The organism is Photobacterium toruni (assembly GCF_024529955.1).
In the GTDB taxonomy this organism is placed as follows: Bacteria; Pseudomonadota; Gammaproteobacteria; order Enterobacterales; family Vibrionaceae; genus Photobacterium; species Photobacterium toruni.
In genome coordinates, this window is sequence record NZ_AP024854.1 from 786,273 (window position 1) to 804,843 (window position 18,571).

The 18,571-nt window shown below is 33.8% G+C and carries 16 protein-coding genes and 2 pseudogenes; 14 read left to right on the forward strand and 4 right to left on the reverse strand.

The features are described from left to right. Positions 1-315: 315 nt before the first annotated feature. From OC457_RS04015 to OC457_RS04030, 4 genes are all read right to left on the reverse strand, one after another. Positions 316-2,538: a YjbH domain-containing protein gene (locus tag OC457_RS04015; protein WP_080173379.1), complete on the reverse strand. Its 2,223-nt coding sequence runs from the start codon at positions 2,536-2,538 to the stop codon at positions 316-318. Next, positions 2,538-3,311, reverse strand: coding sequence for a capsule biosynthesis GfcC family protein (locus tag OC457_RS04020; RefSeq protein WP_080173380.1), 774 nt, complete (start codon positions 3,309-3,311; stop codon positions 2,538-2,540). The genes OC457_RS04015 and OC457_RS04020 overlap by 1 nt, the downstream gene beginning before the upstream one ends. Before the next feature lie 13 nt (positions 3,312-3,324). Then, positions 3,325-4,047 (reverse strand): YjbF family lipoprotein, encoded by a 723-nt coding sequence (locus OC457_RS04025; protein WP_080173381.1) that lies wholly within the window; start codon positions 4,045-4,047, stop codon positions 3,325-3,327. Positions 4,048-4,180: 133 nt separating this feature from the next. Further along, positions 4,181-4,471, reverse strand: a complete 291-nt coding sequence (locus OC457_RS04030; protein ID WP_080173382.1) for a hypothetical protein — start codon at positions 4,469-4,471, stop codon at positions 4,181-4,183. Between the two features lie 555 nt (positions 4,472-5,026). Here OC457_RS04030 and OC457_RS04035 point away from each other — a divergent pair. From OC457_RS04035 to OC457_RS04100, 14 genes and pseudogenes are all read left to right on the forward strand, one after another. Beyond that, positions 5,027-6,169 carry a polysaccharide export protein gene (locus OC457_RS04035; protein ID WP_080173383.1) on the forward strand — a complete coding sequence of 381 codons (1,143 nt, stop codon included), beginning with the start codon at positions 5,027-5,029 and terminating at the stop codon, positions 6,167-6,169. Between the two features lie 185 nt (positions 6,170-6,354). Continuing rightward, positions 6,355-6,795: an arsenate reductase/protein-tyrosine-phosphatase family protein gene (locus OC457_RS04040; protein WP_080173384.1), complete on the forward strand. Its 441-nt coding sequence runs from the start codon at positions 6,355-6,357 to the stop codon at positions 6,793-6,795. 219 nt (positions 6,796-7,014) lie between these two features. Then, positions 7,015-9,192 carry a polysaccharide biosynthesis tyrosine autokinase gene (locus tag OC457_RS04045; RefSeq protein ID WP_080173385.1) on the forward strand — a complete coding sequence of 726 codons (2,178 nt, stop codon included), beginning with the start codon at positions 7,015-7,017 and terminating at the stop codon, positions 9,190-9,192. A gap of 381 nt (positions 9,193-9,573) precedes the next feature. Further along, a pseudogene (locus tag OC457_RS04050) lies at positions 9,574-10,090 on the forward strand (winged helix-turn-helix domain-containing protein); the annotation flags it as partial. Between the two features lie 72 nt (positions 10,091-10,162). Then, positions 10,163-10,285 (forward strand): hypothetical protein, encoded by a 123-nt coding sequence (locus tag OC457_RS04055; RefSeq protein WP_262054073.1) that lies wholly within the window; start codon positions 10,163-10,165, stop codon positions 10,283-10,285. Between the two features lie 24 nt (positions 10,286-10,309). Next, the gene (locus OC457_RS04060) at positions 10,310-10,798 is read left to right on the forward strand and encodes an IS1595 family transposase (protein ID WP_144379576.1); all 489 of its coding nucleotides are present in this window, start codon (positions 10,310-10,312) and stop codon (positions 10,796-10,798) included. 275 nt (positions 10,799-11,073) lie between these two features. Continuing rightward, positions 11,074-11,289: pseudogene (locus tag OC457_RS04065) on the forward strand (transposase); the annotation flags it as partial. Positions 11,290-11,584: 295 nt separating this feature from the next. After that, positions 11,585-12,802, forward strand: coding sequence for an oligosaccharide flippase family protein (locus OC457_RS04070; protein ID WP_080173389.1), 1,218 nt, complete (start codon positions 11,585-11,587; stop codon positions 12,800-12,802). A gap of 4 nt (positions 12,803-12,806) precedes the next feature. Next, positions 12,807-13,313 (forward strand): DapH/DapD/GlmU-related protein, encoded by a 507-nt coding sequence (locus tag OC457_RS04075; RefSeq protein ID WP_080173390.1) that lies wholly within the window; start codon positions 12,807-12,809, stop codon positions 13,311-13,313. Beyond that, on the forward strand, positions 13,303-14,646 hold the full coding sequence (gene wzy, locus OC457_RS04080; protein ID WP_080173391.1) for an O-antigen polysaccharide polymerase Wzy: 1,344 nt from the start codon (positions 13,303-13,305) through the stop codon (positions 14,644-14,646). Before OC457_RS04075 ends, wzy begins: the two co-directional genes overlap by 11 nt. Next, positions 14,643-15,446: a glycosyltransferase family 2 protein gene (locus tag OC457_RS04085; protein ID WP_080173392.1), complete on the forward strand. Its 804-nt coding sequence runs from the start codon at positions 14,643-14,645 to the stop codon at positions 15,444-15,446. Before wzy ends, OC457_RS04085 begins: the two co-directional genes overlap by 4 nt. Before the next feature lies 1 nt (position 15,447). Next, positions 15,448-16,509 carry a glycosyltransferase gene (locus OC457_RS04090; protein WP_080173393.1) on the forward strand — a complete coding sequence of 354 codons (1,062 nt, stop codon included), beginning with the start codon at positions 15,448-15,450 and terminating at the stop codon, positions 16,507-16,509. A gap of 2 nt (positions 16,510-16,511) precedes the next feature. Continuing rightward, on the forward strand, positions 16,512-17,630 hold the full coding sequence (locus OC457_RS04095; RefSeq protein WP_080173394.1) for a glycosyltransferase family 4 protein: 1,119 nt from the start codon (positions 16,512-16,514) through the stop codon (positions 17,628-17,630). Next, positions 17,627-18,571, forward strand: a complete 945-nt coding sequence (locus OC457_RS04100; protein ID WP_210436058.1) for a UDP-glucose 4-epimerase family protein — start codon at positions 17,627-17,629, stop codon at positions 18,569-18,571. Before OC457_RS04095 ends, OC457_RS04100 begins: the two co-directional genes overlap by 4 nt.

The following is an 18,571-nucleotide window of genomic DNA, read 5'->3' on the forward strand; positions in this document are numbered from 1 at the left end:
TCGCACTATTATATGAAAGTGCTTGTCTATACCCTACAATAACAAAAGCTATTAGGATATATTTTTCATATATAATAATGCATTTTTTTTGAATGACATAGCAATTAAACGGCGTTTCATTTAATTTGTCACTTTTAGGGTAATAAGCTGTTAATAAAGCACAATCCCATTCCTTTTAGGTATGCTTTTGTACTGAAATTGCTTTTAAGTTATAACTGTTAAAAACGTTTATTTATATAATGAGTCGTATTGTGACGAAAATCGACAACCCCCAAATGGATTGTCGACTCACAATATAGTTTAGTTATTTTATATTTAGTTATTAAAGGCTTTTCGCCCACTCCATGGCTGGCGACCATCTGTTAAGTCATATAAATGATATTGGCGACCTAACATTTGACCACCGTCACGATTCATTGGTAACCATGAAATATGAGCGCGGCTGGTACTTGGCTTAACGGTTAAAATATCGAACGGAATTGAGATATAAAAACCTTTATTGAAGCTACCTTCACCATATTCTTCGGCTGACATGCTGGTTTTAGTAATAAAGGCACCAGCGATAATACCGCTATCAAATTGCTTAGAAAAATCAATAGTGACACCAGTGTCTTCGGCTAAATAACGCCCAGCACTAACTTTTAATAATGTATTTGGTAACCATTGCCATTGTGGCTGGTAATAAGCAGTTAAATTACCAGTGGTTGTTCCTGTTTGAACCTCATAGGGGCGACCTAAATGATCATCATATTGTTTTTGATCTTTAAAAAAGCCAAAGGCTGAATGAGGATCACGCTGTTTCACGTAATTGACATCAAGTCCTAATGCCCAATTACTGCCAACAGGGCGATAAAGTACTTCGCCACCTACGCCACCAAACATCACTTCTAAATAACCTGCATATGCTTGTGCATACCAATTACTTGAAACTTGATCTAGCCATGTTAACTGGAGGTTATTCATTCGCAATGTATTATCAGTAATATACTGACGTACAAGGGTACGTACACGCTTATTATGAGTACCGTCTGGCGGCACATCATATTTAAATTTATCGTAGGTATCGTAAAGGTTTAAATAAACTGAGCCGCCGATAGTGAGGTGATTATTAAACCAATAATCGGCACTGCCTGTTACGCCAACATTAAACATGTAGAAGCCTTCTGAGCCTCCCAATGATTGTTGTAGCGTTGGTGCAAGTCCGACATTCCAGTTTTGGTTAAGATCAACCATTTGCTGACCTTCAACCGTTGTTGGAGCGGTAGTCGTACGGCTGTCCGCAATTTTACTGCCAATATAATCATTATTGACAACCTGTAGTAATTGCTGACGGTTGAGAATTGTCTCGGTAATCGGTTGATTAGCAACTGTTTCTACAATACGGAATTGTTCTACTGCTGGCGCTTGGTTATTGAGAAGGATTCCTGCGCGTAATTGGGCTTGATCACGATCACGATATTTAACCTGCTCGGCAACTACTGTAATGCTGTTATCACCATTTTGGTAAATTGTCGGATCTTTATAACCCGCAATATTCTCGACATCGTGAGCAAGTTGTTGCCATTGTTCTGGCGTAAGATCAGCGGCTGTTGGGGTGGTAGACACTGCTGGCATTGGTTCGTCTAACCAACTGGCTTTTAATTGATTAAAGTTAGTGTTTACACTCAAACCAAAGCTAACTGTAGTTCCACGCTCATAACTGATATTTGCCGTTGCCCAATCTGTTAATTGGTAAACAACACCAAAATTAAAGGGGGTTTTAGGAGTCATATTATGGCCACGATAAGCACGGAAATCATCCGTATAATCGTTACCGTCATACTCAAGTTTTAGCTGCAGAGGCTGCCATGGCGTTTGATATTCAACACCACCATAAAGGGCGGCATTGCCTTTAAACCAGCGTTGAGTATCAAAGCTGCCGCCATTACCTTTATAACCATTATTACGATCGCAAAAACTATCACTTACTTTACAAAAAGGATTAGTGATATTACCGCGCTGGCCAATATAGCCCCAGCCTAAACCGAGGGTAAAATCTAGCGGCCCCACACGTTTGTTAGCTGCAATAAATTCACCATCAAATAAACCGGTACCACCAAGATCACGAATACCCATCGCAACTTCAGGTAACCAATAAGATTCTTGCCATAGGCGTAGTTTTACATCAATGCCTTTATCGGTATATAAGGTATCGCCACTAAAACTTGGATCACCACTATAATAAAGATCAGGGACTTGAGTATAACGAATAGTGGTTTCTAGCCATGGTAACAGTTGTAATGATGCCCAGTAATGGTGGTAATCACTACTAATAGTGGTACCAAAGGTAAATTCACCTTCAGGTTGCATACGTGCGGTTGGCATTTGCATTAAACCCACCCCACCAAAATCGCTATTAGAATAGCGCATTTCAGGGTAGCTAAATTCATCTGCTTGCGCGTTACAGAACGGCAGTAATGCGATTGCCAATGCTGACAAAGCAAATAGAGGACGTTGATATAGAGTGTGGCGAGTAGAAGCCGATGTGATAGCGTTCATTACAACGTCCTGTTGATTAGCATTGAAGAAATAGCATGGTTTAACTTACTGTAATCGTGAAACAGTGATTGATAACCAAGGAAAATGATGGCTCCTGGTGCAATATCTTGATGGGTATTATTCCAGTACGCAATTGGGTGTTGTTGCACGACGCCATCAGGTTGAATAACCGTTACTTTGCTATTGGCGGCGATTGAAAGTGGTGTGGCGTGGGCTAAATACGCTTTTGCCGCCATGCGAGGCTGCCACTTAATTGTTTGTGGTTTTTCTATAGCACCAATAACAATCACGGAAGTTGGGCGATTAGCTAATTGCAGTTGGTAATTACCATTTAATAATGGATTATCACTTTTATTTAAGCGTACTTTATCAATATCAATATCAACGGGTAGACGTTGATATTGAATGTGTTGTTGTAACCATTGTGCAGTATTGGCAAAGCTATCGCTGACAACAGTATCATCACGGTGCTGCTTGCTTAATTGTGTTAGTTGGGTAATTAAGGCTTGTTTGTTTTTTGGCGCAGTAGTGGTGCTTAAGCTGCTACCTAACCAATAAGGTGTTTCAGTAATAGTTCGTTGTTTTAAACTATCACTAACAACGTGTGCTAAGCGTACTGGCTCTGCATAGTGTAATGTGACAGCGGCTGCTGCAGTACCGTTGGCATACAATGTGATCATCGTTTGCGCCAAGCTTGGCATCGAAATAAATAAACATAAGATCGCTAAAATATAACGACGATAGCGAGAGAGTAAAAGGGGGAGTGAAAACATAAATACGCTACCGTTAGTTAAAAGGTTTGAGGATTGTCATTTCAACACTAGGCAAAGAAGGTGCAATATATTGCATACTCTTTACGACTTTTCCGGTTTGTTGATCAACCCAAAAAGTATTGCTGTAATGTGTGTTTAATTGTTTAACTAACACATTTTCATTAAAGCGCAGTACGGGTACTGACTTGCCGTTAATGGTTAATACTTCAGCGTGATCAAACACAAACACCGAATCTAACTGATAGCCAGTGTGGTAACCTGGTTGCCAATCAATAGTGCGCTGCCATTGTTTTGGTGTGGTTGCAAGGTGCAAACCTAAAGCCAATGGATCGGGGCTGGTGCTATGAGTAGCTAATAAATTGCCCGCACTTAAATTAACGGTTTTTATAATGCGTCCACTTTGGGTAACTAGCATACCGTTATCATTAGCAAGCCATTTTAATTGTGGCGGTGTTGTCGCTGAATGTGCATTGGTGAGTGTCTTGCCTGTTGCTGATTCTGCAAGTGCTAATACCATAAACAGCTGGGCTTGATTATTAATACGAACATAAGTACTTGCATAAGGAAGTCGAGCTATATCATAAGCTGATTTATGCGTATCAGCAGTTCCTTGTAGAGCAAGACGCACAGTATCATTAACACTGGTAATTTTTTGGCTACAACCGGCAATAAAAAAAGCCGTCGCAGATAAAAGCAATAACTTTGAAATTGAATGAGAGATGAGTTTTTTAAGCATGGGTTGCTTCCGATATGCGATCCTAATAGAGCTATAGATTGCAATAATCGAATAGCTTCTAAAAAAGAATAACCGTGACAAGCACGGTTATTCTATGATTAACCTAAATTTTTATCAGGTTAAACGTCATCAATTACTTAGCTGCGCTAACAGAAGTAGAAGTAGAAGTCGTTGTTGAGTTAGTGTTGCCTGAATCTGATGCTGCAAGTGCGATTGCTGCAACAGCTGCTGCGCCACCAACAACAACTGCGGTAGTTGTACCTGCTGCTGTTGCTGCTGCAGTGCTTGTACCTGCTGCTGTACCAGTTGCTGTTGTTGCAGGTGTTGTTGCAGGTGTTGCTGCATCATCCGCAACATAACCGCCAGCAAATGCAGATGAAGACATAGCCATAGCTGCTAGAAGAACTAATGCATTCTTTTTCATGATGTAAATCCTTATTGATAAAAATAATATATAGGCCGTCAAATAATGACGATTATTGGTGGTGAATTATTAGTGTACTAATTTAATAATTATACAGAGAAAAAGAATATAACTATGTAAGTTTTTTTCATCTTTTATGCGTCAATGTGTATAAAGTGTGATTTTGATCACCATTACAGTGTGTTGTGTGGGTTTTCCATTATAAATGAATTGTAAAGTTTCATTTTTTGTGAATGTCTTTTATTACAGCCAGTTACCGTTTTTTTTGAATAGTATAGAGATAATAAATGAGCAAATTTTTATATTTCATTTTATATGTAAATTAAGTAGAATCTTGCAGCAATATAAATAGTAAAAATGGCATTTTTTAGTTTTTTTTAGATAGATATGTAATCTCAATGCCAATTAGTGCATTTATATGCTTAATACGTTTGTACTTTATTAACGACAAAAAAATTATACTTCTATAGCAAGTGAGGAGCTGTAACCTTCGGGCGGTAGCATGCTTGTTTGTAAGGAATTCCCATCAATCAATGCTGAAATGAATTTAATCTAATGGAATTATCAAAAAAATTGCTTATTACAGCAGTTGCTTCTGTAATGTTAGCTGGCTGTAGCATGCCAGGATCCCATCTTAGCCTTGATGGTAAGCACGTTTCTAAAACTAATCAGGAACAACCTACACTTGATCAAGAAGTGAATGTTTTCCCACTTACTGCCAGTAATATTAGTCAATTTCAACAAGCTAAAGTTGTTGCTCAAGTTAATCCTAAGCTTGATCAAGAATTATCTGGCTATCAATACCATATTGGTCCTGGTGATATATTAAATGTCACTATTTGGGACCACCCTGAATTAACCATTCCTGCGGGCTCTTACCGTAGTGCAAGTGAAGCGGGTAACTGGGTACACGCAGATGGCACTATCTTTTACCCTTATATTGGCCAAGTGCATGTTGCGGGTAAAACAGTAACAGAAGTACGTCAAGATATTGCTCGTCGTTTAGCAGCATTTATTGAAAAGCCACAAGTTGATGTTAATGTCGCTTCGTTCCGTTCTAAAAAAGCATATATCACCGGTGATGTTAAAACCCCTGGTCAACAAGCGATTACTAATGTGCCATTAACCTTACTTGATGCGATTAATAAATCAGGTGGTTTAGATGCTGATGCAGATTGGCGTAATGTAACATTAACTCGTGATGGTAAAGATCAGACGTTATCACTGTATGCTTTAATGCAACGTGGTGATTTAATGCAAAATCGCTTATTACGTAATGGCGATATCGTTCACGTACCACGCAACGATGCACAAAAAGTATTTGTGTTAGGTGAAGTTAAAGAGCCTAAACTTCTTAAAATTGATCGTGCAGGTATGAGCTTAACTGAAGCTCTAAGCAGTGTTGGCGGTATTAACGAGCTACAAGCAGACGCCACTGGCGTATTTGTGATTCGTGCAACCCATTCTGATAAAAAACAAAAACCATACTCACCTGTAGCGAATATCTACCAATTAAACATTAAAGACGCAACAGCATTAGTGATTGGTACTGAATTTGAATTACAGCCTTATGATGTGGTGTATGTTACCGCTGCGCCAATTGCACGTTGGAACCGTGTGATTCAACAGTTAGTACCGACGGTTAATAGCTTTAATAATTTATCTGAAGGTATGAACTACTACATGAACTTGAAGTAGTTACTAGAGAGGAGTTGAAGAGGGGCGAGTTAATGAGTAAAGCAGATATAAGTATTAATAATTGTATCGCTTTAATTTCAACACTCGCACTCGATATTCTTATTTCTATATAACTAAATCATGGGATTATTTGAGTATTTAAATACTCGGAATCTCGAAACTCATAAACTCGAAATCAATTTATTATGTTCAATAAAATTCTTGTTGTTTGTGTAGGTAATATCTGTCGGTCACCATCAGGTGAGCGTATCCTACAAGCAAAATTACCCAATAAACACATCGTATCAGCGGGTGTTGGTACTGAAAAAAGTGGCTTAGTGGGTAAACCTGCCGACAAAATGGCAGCGGAAGTGGCACTGGCTCATGGTTATTCACTTGACGGTCATCAGGCACAGCAAGTGACCAGTGAATTATGTCGTGATTATGATCTTATTTTAGTGATGGAAAAAGGTCATATCGACGCAGTAACTCGTATAGCGCCAGAAGCGCGTGGTAAAACGATGCTGTTTGGACAATGGATTGGCCAGCAAGATATTCCCGATCCATACCGTTTAAGTAAAGAAGCATTTGATCATGCTTATGATTTAATAGAAAAAGCAGCAGATGCGTGGGCGAAGAAATTGTAGAGTTATTGAATTCACTGGTTTCTTTAAAAGCTCAATGACGTGGTGAGTAGATCACGGATAGCTCGTCCCTCTCTTCCGAGATGACGAATAATGGGCTAAGTGAAGTTACGAGGGTGATAGGGAATCTACTAACCACGCGCTGTAAACCATATTTAACTTTTGGATGATGCTTTGGCTCTTCCTCATCTTTTAAAAATTTAACATCGGAATCTTTACTTAATGAGTATTGCTCAAAACACTCAACCCAATACTTCTTCAGGGAGTGATGAGATTGATCTTGGTAAACTGTTTGGTATTTTAATTGATAGCCGTTGGCTCATTATTATCACCACTTTTATTTTTGCGTTAATCGGTATTAGCTATGCATTATTAGCTACCCCTATTTATAAAGCTGATGCCTTAATTCAAATTGAACAAAAAAGTACAGGTATGCCAGCTCTTGGTGGTGACATGGCTGAAATGTTTGGTGGTAGCGAATCAAGTGCGACCACTGAAATTGAAATCATTAAATCACGGATGGTGTTAGGGGATACGGTTGATAAGTTAAACTTAACCACTGTTGCTACCCCAATTTATACTCCTGTTTTTGGTAAAGGCTTGGCGCGTTTATTTGGTGATAGTCATCTCATTTCTGTTTCTCGTTTTACGGTGCCAGCAAATGCAGCATCAGACAGTGATGTATTAACGATCACCAATAGCGAACAAGGTGAATATAGTTTAGCAAACACTGATGGCCGTGAATTACTAACAGGTAAAGTGGGTACGTTAGCGACCAATAATGGTTATAGCTTATTTGTCACCCAGTTAATTGGTGCTGATGGCGCAACGTTTAGTATTGGTAAAATCAGCCGGTTAGATGCGATTCAAGCATTACAAAGAGATTTAGCTATTGCTGAACAAGGTAAGCAAACGGGTATTTTGCAATTATCGATGACGGGTGAGAATAGAGCTAAAATTAAAAATATTCTAAATGATATTAGCCAAACCTATTTTCTACAAAACGTTGCGCGTAATTCAGCAGAAGCTGAAAATAGTTTAGTATTTTTAAAGCAACATTTACCAAAAATTAAGCAACAATTAACGTTAGCAGAAGATAAATTAAACCGTTACCGCCAACAAAATGAATCAGTAGATTTAGGTTTAGAAGCTAAAACAACGTTAGATACTATGGTGTCATTAGAGGCGCAACTGAATCAGTTAACCTTTAAAGAAAGTGATATATCACAGCTTTATACTAAAGAACACCCCGCTTATGTAGCTTTGCTTGATAAGCGTAAAACGCTAATGAAAGAAAAGATGCGTTTAAATAAACGTATTGAAAAACTGCCAAAAACTCAACGTGCAGTATTACGTTTAACGCGTGATGTTGAAGTTAACCAACAAATTTATGTACAGTTACTAAATAAAGTTCAAGAATTGAGTATTGTTAAAGCAAGTACGGTAGGTAATGTTCGTCTTCTTGATAATGCACAAGCATATTCACAAGCAGTTAAACCGAAAAAGGCATTGATTGTCGTATTAGCAATATTATTAGGTGGCATGTTATCAGTCGCTATTGTATTGCTACGTGCGGCTTTACATCGTGGTGTTGAAAATCCAGATGAAATTGAAGCATTAGGGTTAGCTGTTTATGCTTCAATTCCGTTATCAACATGGCAGGAAGATCTTAATAAAAAAATTAAGCTTAAAAAGAAATTATCAATAAATGAAAGCTTGTTAACAATAGCCAATCCTGCTGATTTATCGATTGAAGCATTGCGTAGTTTACGTACCAGCCTCCATTTTGCAATGATGGAAGCCCGTAATAATATTGTGATGATTTCAGGCCCTAGTCCAGGTATTGGTAAATCATTTGTATCGGCAAACATGGCCGCAGTAATGGCAAAAGGCGGCCAGCGGGTATTAGTGATTGATGCCGATATGCGAAAAGGTCAGATGGAACGCCAAATGTGTGTTGATAGCAAGCCCGGCCTTGCGGATTACTTAAGTGGTCAACAAACAATAGAGCAAGTGATTAAAGCACCAGGTGTTGAAGGCCTTGATTTTATTGCTCGTGGTAGTGTGCCACCTAATCCATCTGAATTGTTAATGCACCCGCGCTTAAAAACATTGTTAGATTGGGCGTCTGAAAATTACGATTTAGTATTAGTCGATACGCCACCAATTCTAGCGGTTACTGATCCTGCAATTATCGGTGCTCATGCTGGTACAACCATGATCGTGGCACGTTTTGGTTTAAACCCAGTCAAAGAAATTGAAGTGACTAAAAACCGCTTTGCACAAAATGGCATTGAAGTTAAAGGCTGTATTCTGAACGCTGTGGTGCGTAAAGCAAGTTCAACTTATGGTGGAAACTATGGTTATTACAACTATAGTTATGCGAGCGATAAGAAATAGAGAACAGGTATAGAGGGGCGAAGGTTTAGGTACGAGACAGCGTATAAACCTTCGTCATTCCCTACAGCGAGGTTACGAGCGAAATAGGGAATCTAGTTACAGCGTGTTATGGATTTATTGGTTATTAGAGTTAGTAAGTTGGAAATATTGGTTTTTTCACAACCTATTCCTTAAATGTCTATAAAATCTTTTAATATCAAAGCATTAGCTATCACGACTAGTGCTTTTTTATGTCTCAAATTTTAGAATTTGTGTCTCAGTAGCAAAAAAATACTGAGATGACAGCGTGAAAAAATTCAACCTTTAAACTGAAAAGCTATCCAAGCGTAGTCCATAACGGTGGGCTGATGCGTCTTAAAATTCGTGAATAAGGATAGTGTACACTTAACCGCTGATAGTTATCATCATACACGTGATATCGTGGCGTATATCATCACCACTTACTAGATCAGATACAGTGTGGCTGGCATGAATAAATGGCTACATCAAAATGGTTTTAGCTATAAACAACCCAAAGGTGTCCTACACAAGTTTGATGACGTAAAACAGCATGAATTCATTACTTCATATGACGCACTTAAAAAGCACTGTAGCGTCGATGAATGGATGCTATGCTGCCCATCCAACACAAGCAACAAAACTCTCTCATAGTTGGGTACTAACGGGGCAAGATAAAACGCTTGAAACAACCGGAAGTTCGAAGTAGTCTTAATATTGTCGGAGGTTTAAATTTAACGGATATTAGTCGTACCGTTGGCTGTAAATATGACAGTATTAATAGTAAAAATATTGTTCGCTTTTTTGTCAATTACGAGAAAGTTACCCATTGAAATATAAGCTCCATTTGATTTTAGATGATGCTAGCTATCATCGAAGTCAACTTGTTAAAGATACCGCTTAGGCTCTGTTCAGTTTTTATGTGGGTGAACTATACTTTAGATAAATCTGCTAATTTGGTGGGGATATCGGTATGAAAAATGTCACTATCACTCAATTACTAGAATTAATTCAATATCTTATTCCAGAGAAAAAACAATGTATTAAAGGTCTTCTAGATCAAGATGGTCACTTGAAAGATGAACCAAAAAGTTAATAAACAACGATTTAAATTCCTTAGTTGCAAAAAATATTCACTTCTTTTACCAATACTGAATTATCCGGCATTCATTATATTGATGTACTTGACCAATATCTTGAGTGTATGTTGGCAGGAATGTCATTGAGAAAAGCGGCTCGTCATTGCTCCATTTCATTAGATACTTCATTTCATTTCCGTCACCGCTTAATGTCTTTGTTAGCTAATAATAAATCTGAACATTTAGAGAGCATCGTTGAGATAGATGAAATATTTTTCAGATTATCGCACAAAGGCCAACGTGGAATGAAAAAAGCAAGAAAACGTGGAGGTTCAAGTTGTTACAAGAAGAACGGTGTCAAAGATCCTCGTATAAAGCAAGTTCCTGTACTGGTTGCATGTGATCGCCAAGGAAATATTATTGATGGTGTATTAACTCGATTAAGTGGCGATGAACTTTATCGACATTTAAATGGATGTATAAAACCAGGAACACCTTTATGTGCAGATGCTCACCTTGCTCATGAATAGGTAGCAAAGAAATTAAAAGTTGTTTTAAAATAACTTGTTAGTTCTTCAAAAGTTGCAGTTTTAGAGGATGTATTCCATATACAGCATGTTAATGGTTATCACAGTACACTTAAGCGTTGGATAAATTGTACATTCTGTGGTGTAGTGACAAAAAAACTGACTAAGTACTTAGGGTAGAGACGAATATTAAGTGATGATTCACTATCAAAAGCTTCATTTATAGAGAGAATCGCTGGGTATTGGGCTCTCAACTAATATACTGAATAGAGCCTACCGCTTATGTTTTGAATATTGAACTGCATTATCTTTCCTCATACAGTCCAAATTTAAATCTTATCGAATGGACTTGGAAAGTCATGAATGATCATGCCAGGAATAATGTTTATTTTAAAAATAAACAGGATTTTAAAACGGCTATTAATAAATTTTTCACTGTAACTCTCCCAGAGATTGCAGATTCTTTGATGTCTCGAATTAATGATAATTTTTAGGTCTTCAGCCAAGCATCTTCAAGTTGATCAAAGGTTAATAGCGCAAACCCTTTCTTTCAAGGAAGGGATAGCAACCATCATTCGCTTGCGAATGACATTGTACACTGTGAAAGCCTCTTCATTTATGGAGGGGAGGATGTCCACTGGGTATAGTTCTAAATATTGAAATTAATACACAAGTATTAAGTAATTTAAGAAGTATCACAGAGTCTGACATTATTTACTGAAGATGCTTTATTTTTTTATTGGAAACAAACTAAGTTTATTAAATTTATATTAAGTGTAAGAGATACTGATGATAAAGAGAGTTTTTTTTAATATATCATGGCTTTCAGTGGAAAAAATATTATCAATTATTATAATATTATCAGTTGAAGGTATTTTAGCGAGAAGTTTAGATGGTGTAAATTATGGTATATATCAATACAGCTTAAATTTAGCACTTCTAATAACTATATTTGTAGGAGTAATTCCAGGAGAAGTTGTTGTTCCTATAATAACAAAATATAAACATCAAAAACTAAAAATTATTAAAATAATTATATTATCTAGGTTAATAATATCTATAGTATTATTAGTCCCTATATTTTTGTCATTGTCTTTATTTAATATTGATGAAAAAGCTAAAATATTGATAATTTATTTTACTTGTTCTCTAATTTTGATAGAAATATTCGGTGTAATAATTAATTATTATCAGTCAATTGTAGAGTCAAAACTTGTTGTATTATTACGATTGATTTCAATAACATTAAGATTAATTCTAGTATTTTTAGTTTTTAAAATATCTTCTGATATATATAACATAGGGTATATACGTCTTCTTGATTCCCTCTTATTAATATGTTTACTTGTTTTTACATCACGAAAACTTGTTTTTAATAAAGTAAGAATAGATTTTAAAACGGTAAAAATAATCATATTTAAAGGAATTAAAATTTGGCCATCAATTTTAATATATTATCTCTTATTAAGACTAGATAGGGTTGCAGTTGAGCACTTTTTTGATTATACAATGGTTGGCTTATATTCAGTTTCTCAACAATTAATTGATCAAGTAATGACATTTTTAATCATTATTATTGGTTCATTATTTCCACTATATGTATATAACGAAAGAAATATAAGTGCTATAAAGTCAAAAGTAATTAAAGTCATGGTTCTAATGATCTCGATCTCAATTGCGGCTATAGTCTGTCTTTACCTTTTAGGTGGGAAATTTATTTATTTAGTTTATGGTCAAGCATTTCATCAATCATATAGTATATTAATGGTTATGATGTTTTTATTACCATTAAGTATAATGGATTATATATCTAATCAAATGTTTATATTTACAGGACGTTATAGATTAGTATTTATTAAAAACATAACAGGTTTATTTTTACTTCTATTACTCTATGGCTTATTTGCTAAGGGAACGAGTATTAATGATTTTCCAATATATATAATTATAACTAATATATATATGGTTTTGTTTTCAGGAATATTTATATTAGACAAAAGAGATTAATATTTTGATTTTTAAAAATTTAATTAAAGCTATTTTATTAAGTATAAAATATCCCAGATTGAAAATATATAGTAATGATGTTAGTTTGAAATGTATTTTAAGTAAGAAAGTTCAAATTAATAAAGATTGTGAGATTGGTGAGAAGGTTTTCATTGGAAAAGGAACATATATTAATAGAGGTGCAATAGTAGCTTGTGGTAAAATTGGAAAATATTGCTCAATCGGTTACTATGCAGTAATAGGTGGTCATGAACACCCCATAAATGAAATGTACACATCTCCACATTATTACAAAAAAAATATCAACTATGATGATTTAAGTAACCCACCTGTTATAGGTGATGATGTTTGGATTGGTGCTCATGCAATTGTAAAACAAGGAATTGTTATCGGTAAAGGAGCAATTATAGGAGCTGGCGCTGTAGTAACGCATAATGTAGAGTCTTATCATATTGTTGCTGGTGTTCCTGCAAAAAAAATTGGTCAAAGAGTAATAATGAATGAGAAATAAAAGTCATTTATTTGTTATCTATACTTTATTAATATCATTAGTTATATTTTACTTAATATCTAATACTTACCATATATCAAATTTTAATTTGAGTATTTTTGTATGTTTTTATATATTATCGACAATTGTAAGTAGAGTTATATTACAGAATGAAAATTTCTTTTCATTTTATTCTCTATATTATCTGACTTTTGTTATTTTTATGTGCGGCTCATTTATAATGTATCCCTTTATGAATGAGAGCTTACATTGTCGAGACATGTATGGTCCGATTTGTTTTAGTACGAATGAAATAATAAAATCTATATTTTATGTTTTATCGGGTTCTTCGGCTATTGAAATTGGATATTATTGCTATAAAAATAAAAATGTATCTTATGAAAATATTGATAATAGAAAAATATATATTATATGTGTTTTGATATTATGCTTTATTTATCCTGTACTAATGTATAGTACTATTAACATGGTAATAAATACTTTTAATTATGGGTATTTAGCCGCTTATACTAATTCACAGGCTGGGCAATATTCAACACCTCTTAATTTAATTTGCTTGTTAATTATTAATGTTGGTTTAGGGTTGTCATTTGTAATAAAAGATAAAAAAAGAAAATTCTTTAATTTTTACTTTTCTTTGTTTTTTATTAATGCATTAGTTTCAGGCTTGTCTGGAGGACGGTCTGGATTTATTAGTGCTATATTTTTATTTTTATGGATTTGTTATGGTGATAAAAAAAACAACCTAACATTAATATTTAAAATGATTATATATGCAATATCGCTTCTATTTTCATTGAATATATTAATGTATTTAACGGGGAGAAGTGAATCATTAAATTTAAATGTGTTTGGTTTTTTCATAAAGTTGATTGATGCTCAAGGTATTACTTTCTTTGTATATGCGTTATCATCTCAGGTTGAGAGTTATCCGTTCGTTGCATATATTAAGACTATTATTCCTGGTTTTATTCACTTATACAGTTCATTTATAGGAAATATAGCAGTGTACTTAACTGGCTTCCCTCAGTATTTATCATGGAGTACTGATTCATCTTTATTTAATAAAGGTTATGGTTTAGGCTGGAGTCTTTTTAGTGATTTTTATGTCTATAGTTTTGGTTTCTTCCCATTATTCTTTGGTTTGGCTCTTTTTTGGGGGCGATGGTTAGCATTTATTTCTCAAAGTAGTAAATTTCATCAAGGCCTCTTAGTATGTATTATTACAACATTATTTATTATTAACCGAGGAAGTGTATCTGTATTAATTCCATATGTTTTACTATATGTGTTGCTATTTAAATATATTGCAAGGATTAAATTAAGAAAATGATATCTATTTTGACTGCAACTTATAATCGTTCTGAGTTATTATCTCGCTTGCATAACAGCCTAATAAACCAAACAAATTATAATTTTGAATGGATTATTGTAGATGATGGAAGTGATGATGATACTAAGGAGAAAGTTGAAAAATTTATTTCAACGTCTAAATTTTCTATTAAATATGTAAAACAATTAAATCAAGGTAAGCATGTTGCTATAAATAAGGCGAGTGAATATATAAATGGCGAATATGTAGTATTAATTGATAGTGATGATGAACTTGTTCCTAATGCTATTGAGACAATAAAGAATAAAATTCAACAAGTAGGTGTCAATTCTGATATTGAAGATAATAAAAAAAATATTATTGGTTTTAATTTTAGATGTTTAGATCATAATAGTAATTTATTAGGTGAAAATATCATAGATGAGCAAGAGAGAATATCAACCCCTATAAAAATGATGAATGTACAACCTGCTGATAGTTCATATGTATTTAACTCACATCATTTTAAAAATAATAAATTTCCTTTAATTCGCAATGAAAGATTTTTTCCTGAACTATATGTTTGGAATAAAATTTCAGATCATGGAAATATCAAATACTTTTTAAATACACCTATTTGTATTGTTCATTATCAGCAAGAAGGCTTAAGTAGTAATTTTTACAAATTATTAAAAATTTCACCATTCGGTTTTAAAATGTATTATAAAGATATGATCACTAGAGATCCTAATTTTAAAAATAAGTTAAAATATTTTGTGAGACTTTTTCAGTGCTATTTTTTGTCAATAGGTTGTCGTTAATATGAATATTTGTATAACAACCAAAACATTAGGGCGTGGTGGTTCTGAAATATTGCTAAGCTATATTATACCGAAGTTAATTTTATTTGGGCATAATATTGAAGTGGTATATTTTCATAAAATGGATAATGATATATCTAACTTGCTAGAAAGTTATGGGGCAAAAGTTATTTATTTGGGGCCATTAAATAAAATATCATTAATTTCAACATTAATTAGATATTGGAAGTATTTGAGAAATAATAATGCAATATTATTTGAGCATAGTCCTTTAGTTTCTTTTTTTTCAAGAATATTGGCTAGAAAAAATAAAATTGTATATGTTGAGCATTCTGTTTTTGAAAATTATAATAGAGTAACTAGATTTCTAAATAAAATCACATATAAACTTGTAGATCAAATTATTTGTTGTTCGGATAAAGTATATAGTTCTAACGGTAATATAGGTATAGTTTTAAAAAATGCAGTTGAAATTCGAAACAAAAAAAGTTTTTTACAACCAGATGATTTATCATTCCCGGACTATAAAATAATAATTTCTGTTGCAAATGTCAGTAAAGTTAAAAATCATGAAATGCTTATTAATGCATTCAATAAGGTAAGATACGAAAAAGTAAAATTATTAATTGTTGGTGATGCGAGAGATAATATTGATCAATTGTTAAGAGCTATTTCGTTATCTGATAAAAGAGGTGATATTATCTACTACGGCCCTTCTAGTGATGTTTTTCCTTTACTATCAATAGCAGATATATTTTGTTTAACATCTATTCATGAAGGATTACCTATTTCAATACTTGAAGCAATGTCTTTAGGTTTAGTTCCTGTAAGTACAAATGTTGGTGGTATCCCTGAATTATTAGATGAGAAATGTGGTTTTATAACTGAAGTTAATGATACTAATTCCTATGCTAATAAGTTAGATTTATTATTAAGCAATGATTTTTTATATAACGAGTATTCGAGTAACTCTAAAAATAAGATAAAAGAACAATATAATTTAGATAGTTATTGTGAACGTATTAATTCAATTTTTCTGAATTACAAGGAAAATAGGGTTTAAAAATGAAAATATTGTTTTTAGTTAATTGTTCCGGTTTCTTTTATTCTCACTTTCTAAGATTGGCTTTATCATTGAAAGAGAAAGGAGTCGATGTTTGTATTGCAGCAGGTAATAATAATAAAAAAGATGAATTAGAAAACCTTGGTTTAAAATTTGTATTACTGCCTTTATCTAGAAGTGGAAAAAATATAGCAAAAGAAATAAAAGCATTATATTCGATAAATAAAGAAATAATGAGATTTAAACCTGATATTATACATGCATTTACAATTAAACCCGTATTATATGGTTCATTTATAAGTAAAATAAATCCACTTATAAAAAGTAATGTTGTTACGTCTATTACTGGATTAGGTTCTTTATCTTTGTCTAAGAATAGAAAAGATGCAGTTTTATGGGGATTAATAGAAAAACTTTATAAGTTCTCATTGTCAACATCAAGGACAAAAGTTATTTTTGAAAATAACGATGATATGAATTTTTTTATAGAAAAAGGGATTTCAAATGAACGTAACTCTTTTGTAGTTAATGGTGCAGGTGTTGATCTTGATATTTTTAATATATCTCATGAAAAGTATGATGTTACAACTATAATTTTAGTATCACGATTATTAAAAGATAAAGGTATATCTGAATATATTGAAGCAGGAAAAATTCTCAAAGATGAGGGGGTGAATGTTAGGTTGTTATTAGTTGGGGATATCGATAATAACAATCCGTCAACAATGAGCGAAAAAGAGATTAAAGATGCTCATAAAAAAGGGTATATTGATTGGGTAGGTTTCCAGAATGATATTGCTAAGTATAATAAATTATCACATATTGCTTGTTTACCTTCCTATAGGGAGGGAAGGCCAAAATCATTAATCGAAGCTACTGCTTGTGGTTTACCTATAATAACAACAGATGTTCCTGGATGTAGACAGATGGTTGATGATGGTTTAAATGGAATTATAGTACCTGTTAGAAATGCGGTAAAATTAGCAGATGCAATAAAAACTTTATCCTCATCGCCAGAGATGATGGATGCTATGGGAAATTATAGTCGTTTGATTTCAGAAAAAATCTATGGTCATAACGCAATAAAAGAGCAGTTTCATAATATTTATGGTATAAAATGAAAATAATAAAAAATATAATGATAACTGGTATTACTGGTTTTATTGGTTCTAGTATTTTAAAGCAAGCGGCTATATCAAAATATAATATATGTCCGTTATCTACTGATGGTAATAAATTAAGAATTGATTCTCACTCTAATTATTTAGAAGTTGTTAATAACATTGACTGTATTATCCATTGCGCCGCTCGTGCACATATTATGGACGATACATCTACTAATCCTCTTGATGACTACCGTGAAGTTAATACTAAAGGTACATTAAATCTAGCCAGACAAGCCGTAGAGGCTGGTGTTAAGCGGTTCATTTTTATCAGTTCAATTAAAGTTAATGGTGAATCAACTCAATTAAAAAAAACCTTTAAATTTGATGATCAACGTTCACCTGAAGATTTTTATGGTCAATCTAAATCAGAAGCAGAAGAACAACTATTACAGCTTGCTGAAGAGACAGGCTTAGAAGTCGTAATTATTCGTCCAACATTAGTTTATGGCCCTGGTGTTAAAGCTAACTTTGCTTCACTTCTAAATTTGGTATCAAAAGGATTACCATTACCTTTTGGATGTATTAAAGATAATAAGCGTAGTTTAGTTTCGGTTGATAATTTAGTTGATTTAATTGTGACTTGTATTGACCATCCTAAAGCTGTAAATCAAGTGTTTCTTGTGTCTGATGATAACGATGTTTCAACCAGTGCAATGGTTCAGCTGATGGCAAAGGCTCTAGGTAAGTCGCAATGGCAATTACCAATACCTACTGTTTGTTATCGATTAGTAGGTAAGGTGTTTGGTAAAGAAGATGTAATAAATCGTTTATTAGGTTCTCTTCAGGTCGATATTACTCATACAAAAGAGATATTAGGGTGGAAACCACCGCAGACTCTTGAAGATGGTTTTAAACAAACAGCGGATGCTTTTCTTCAAAGTAAATTAAAGGATTAA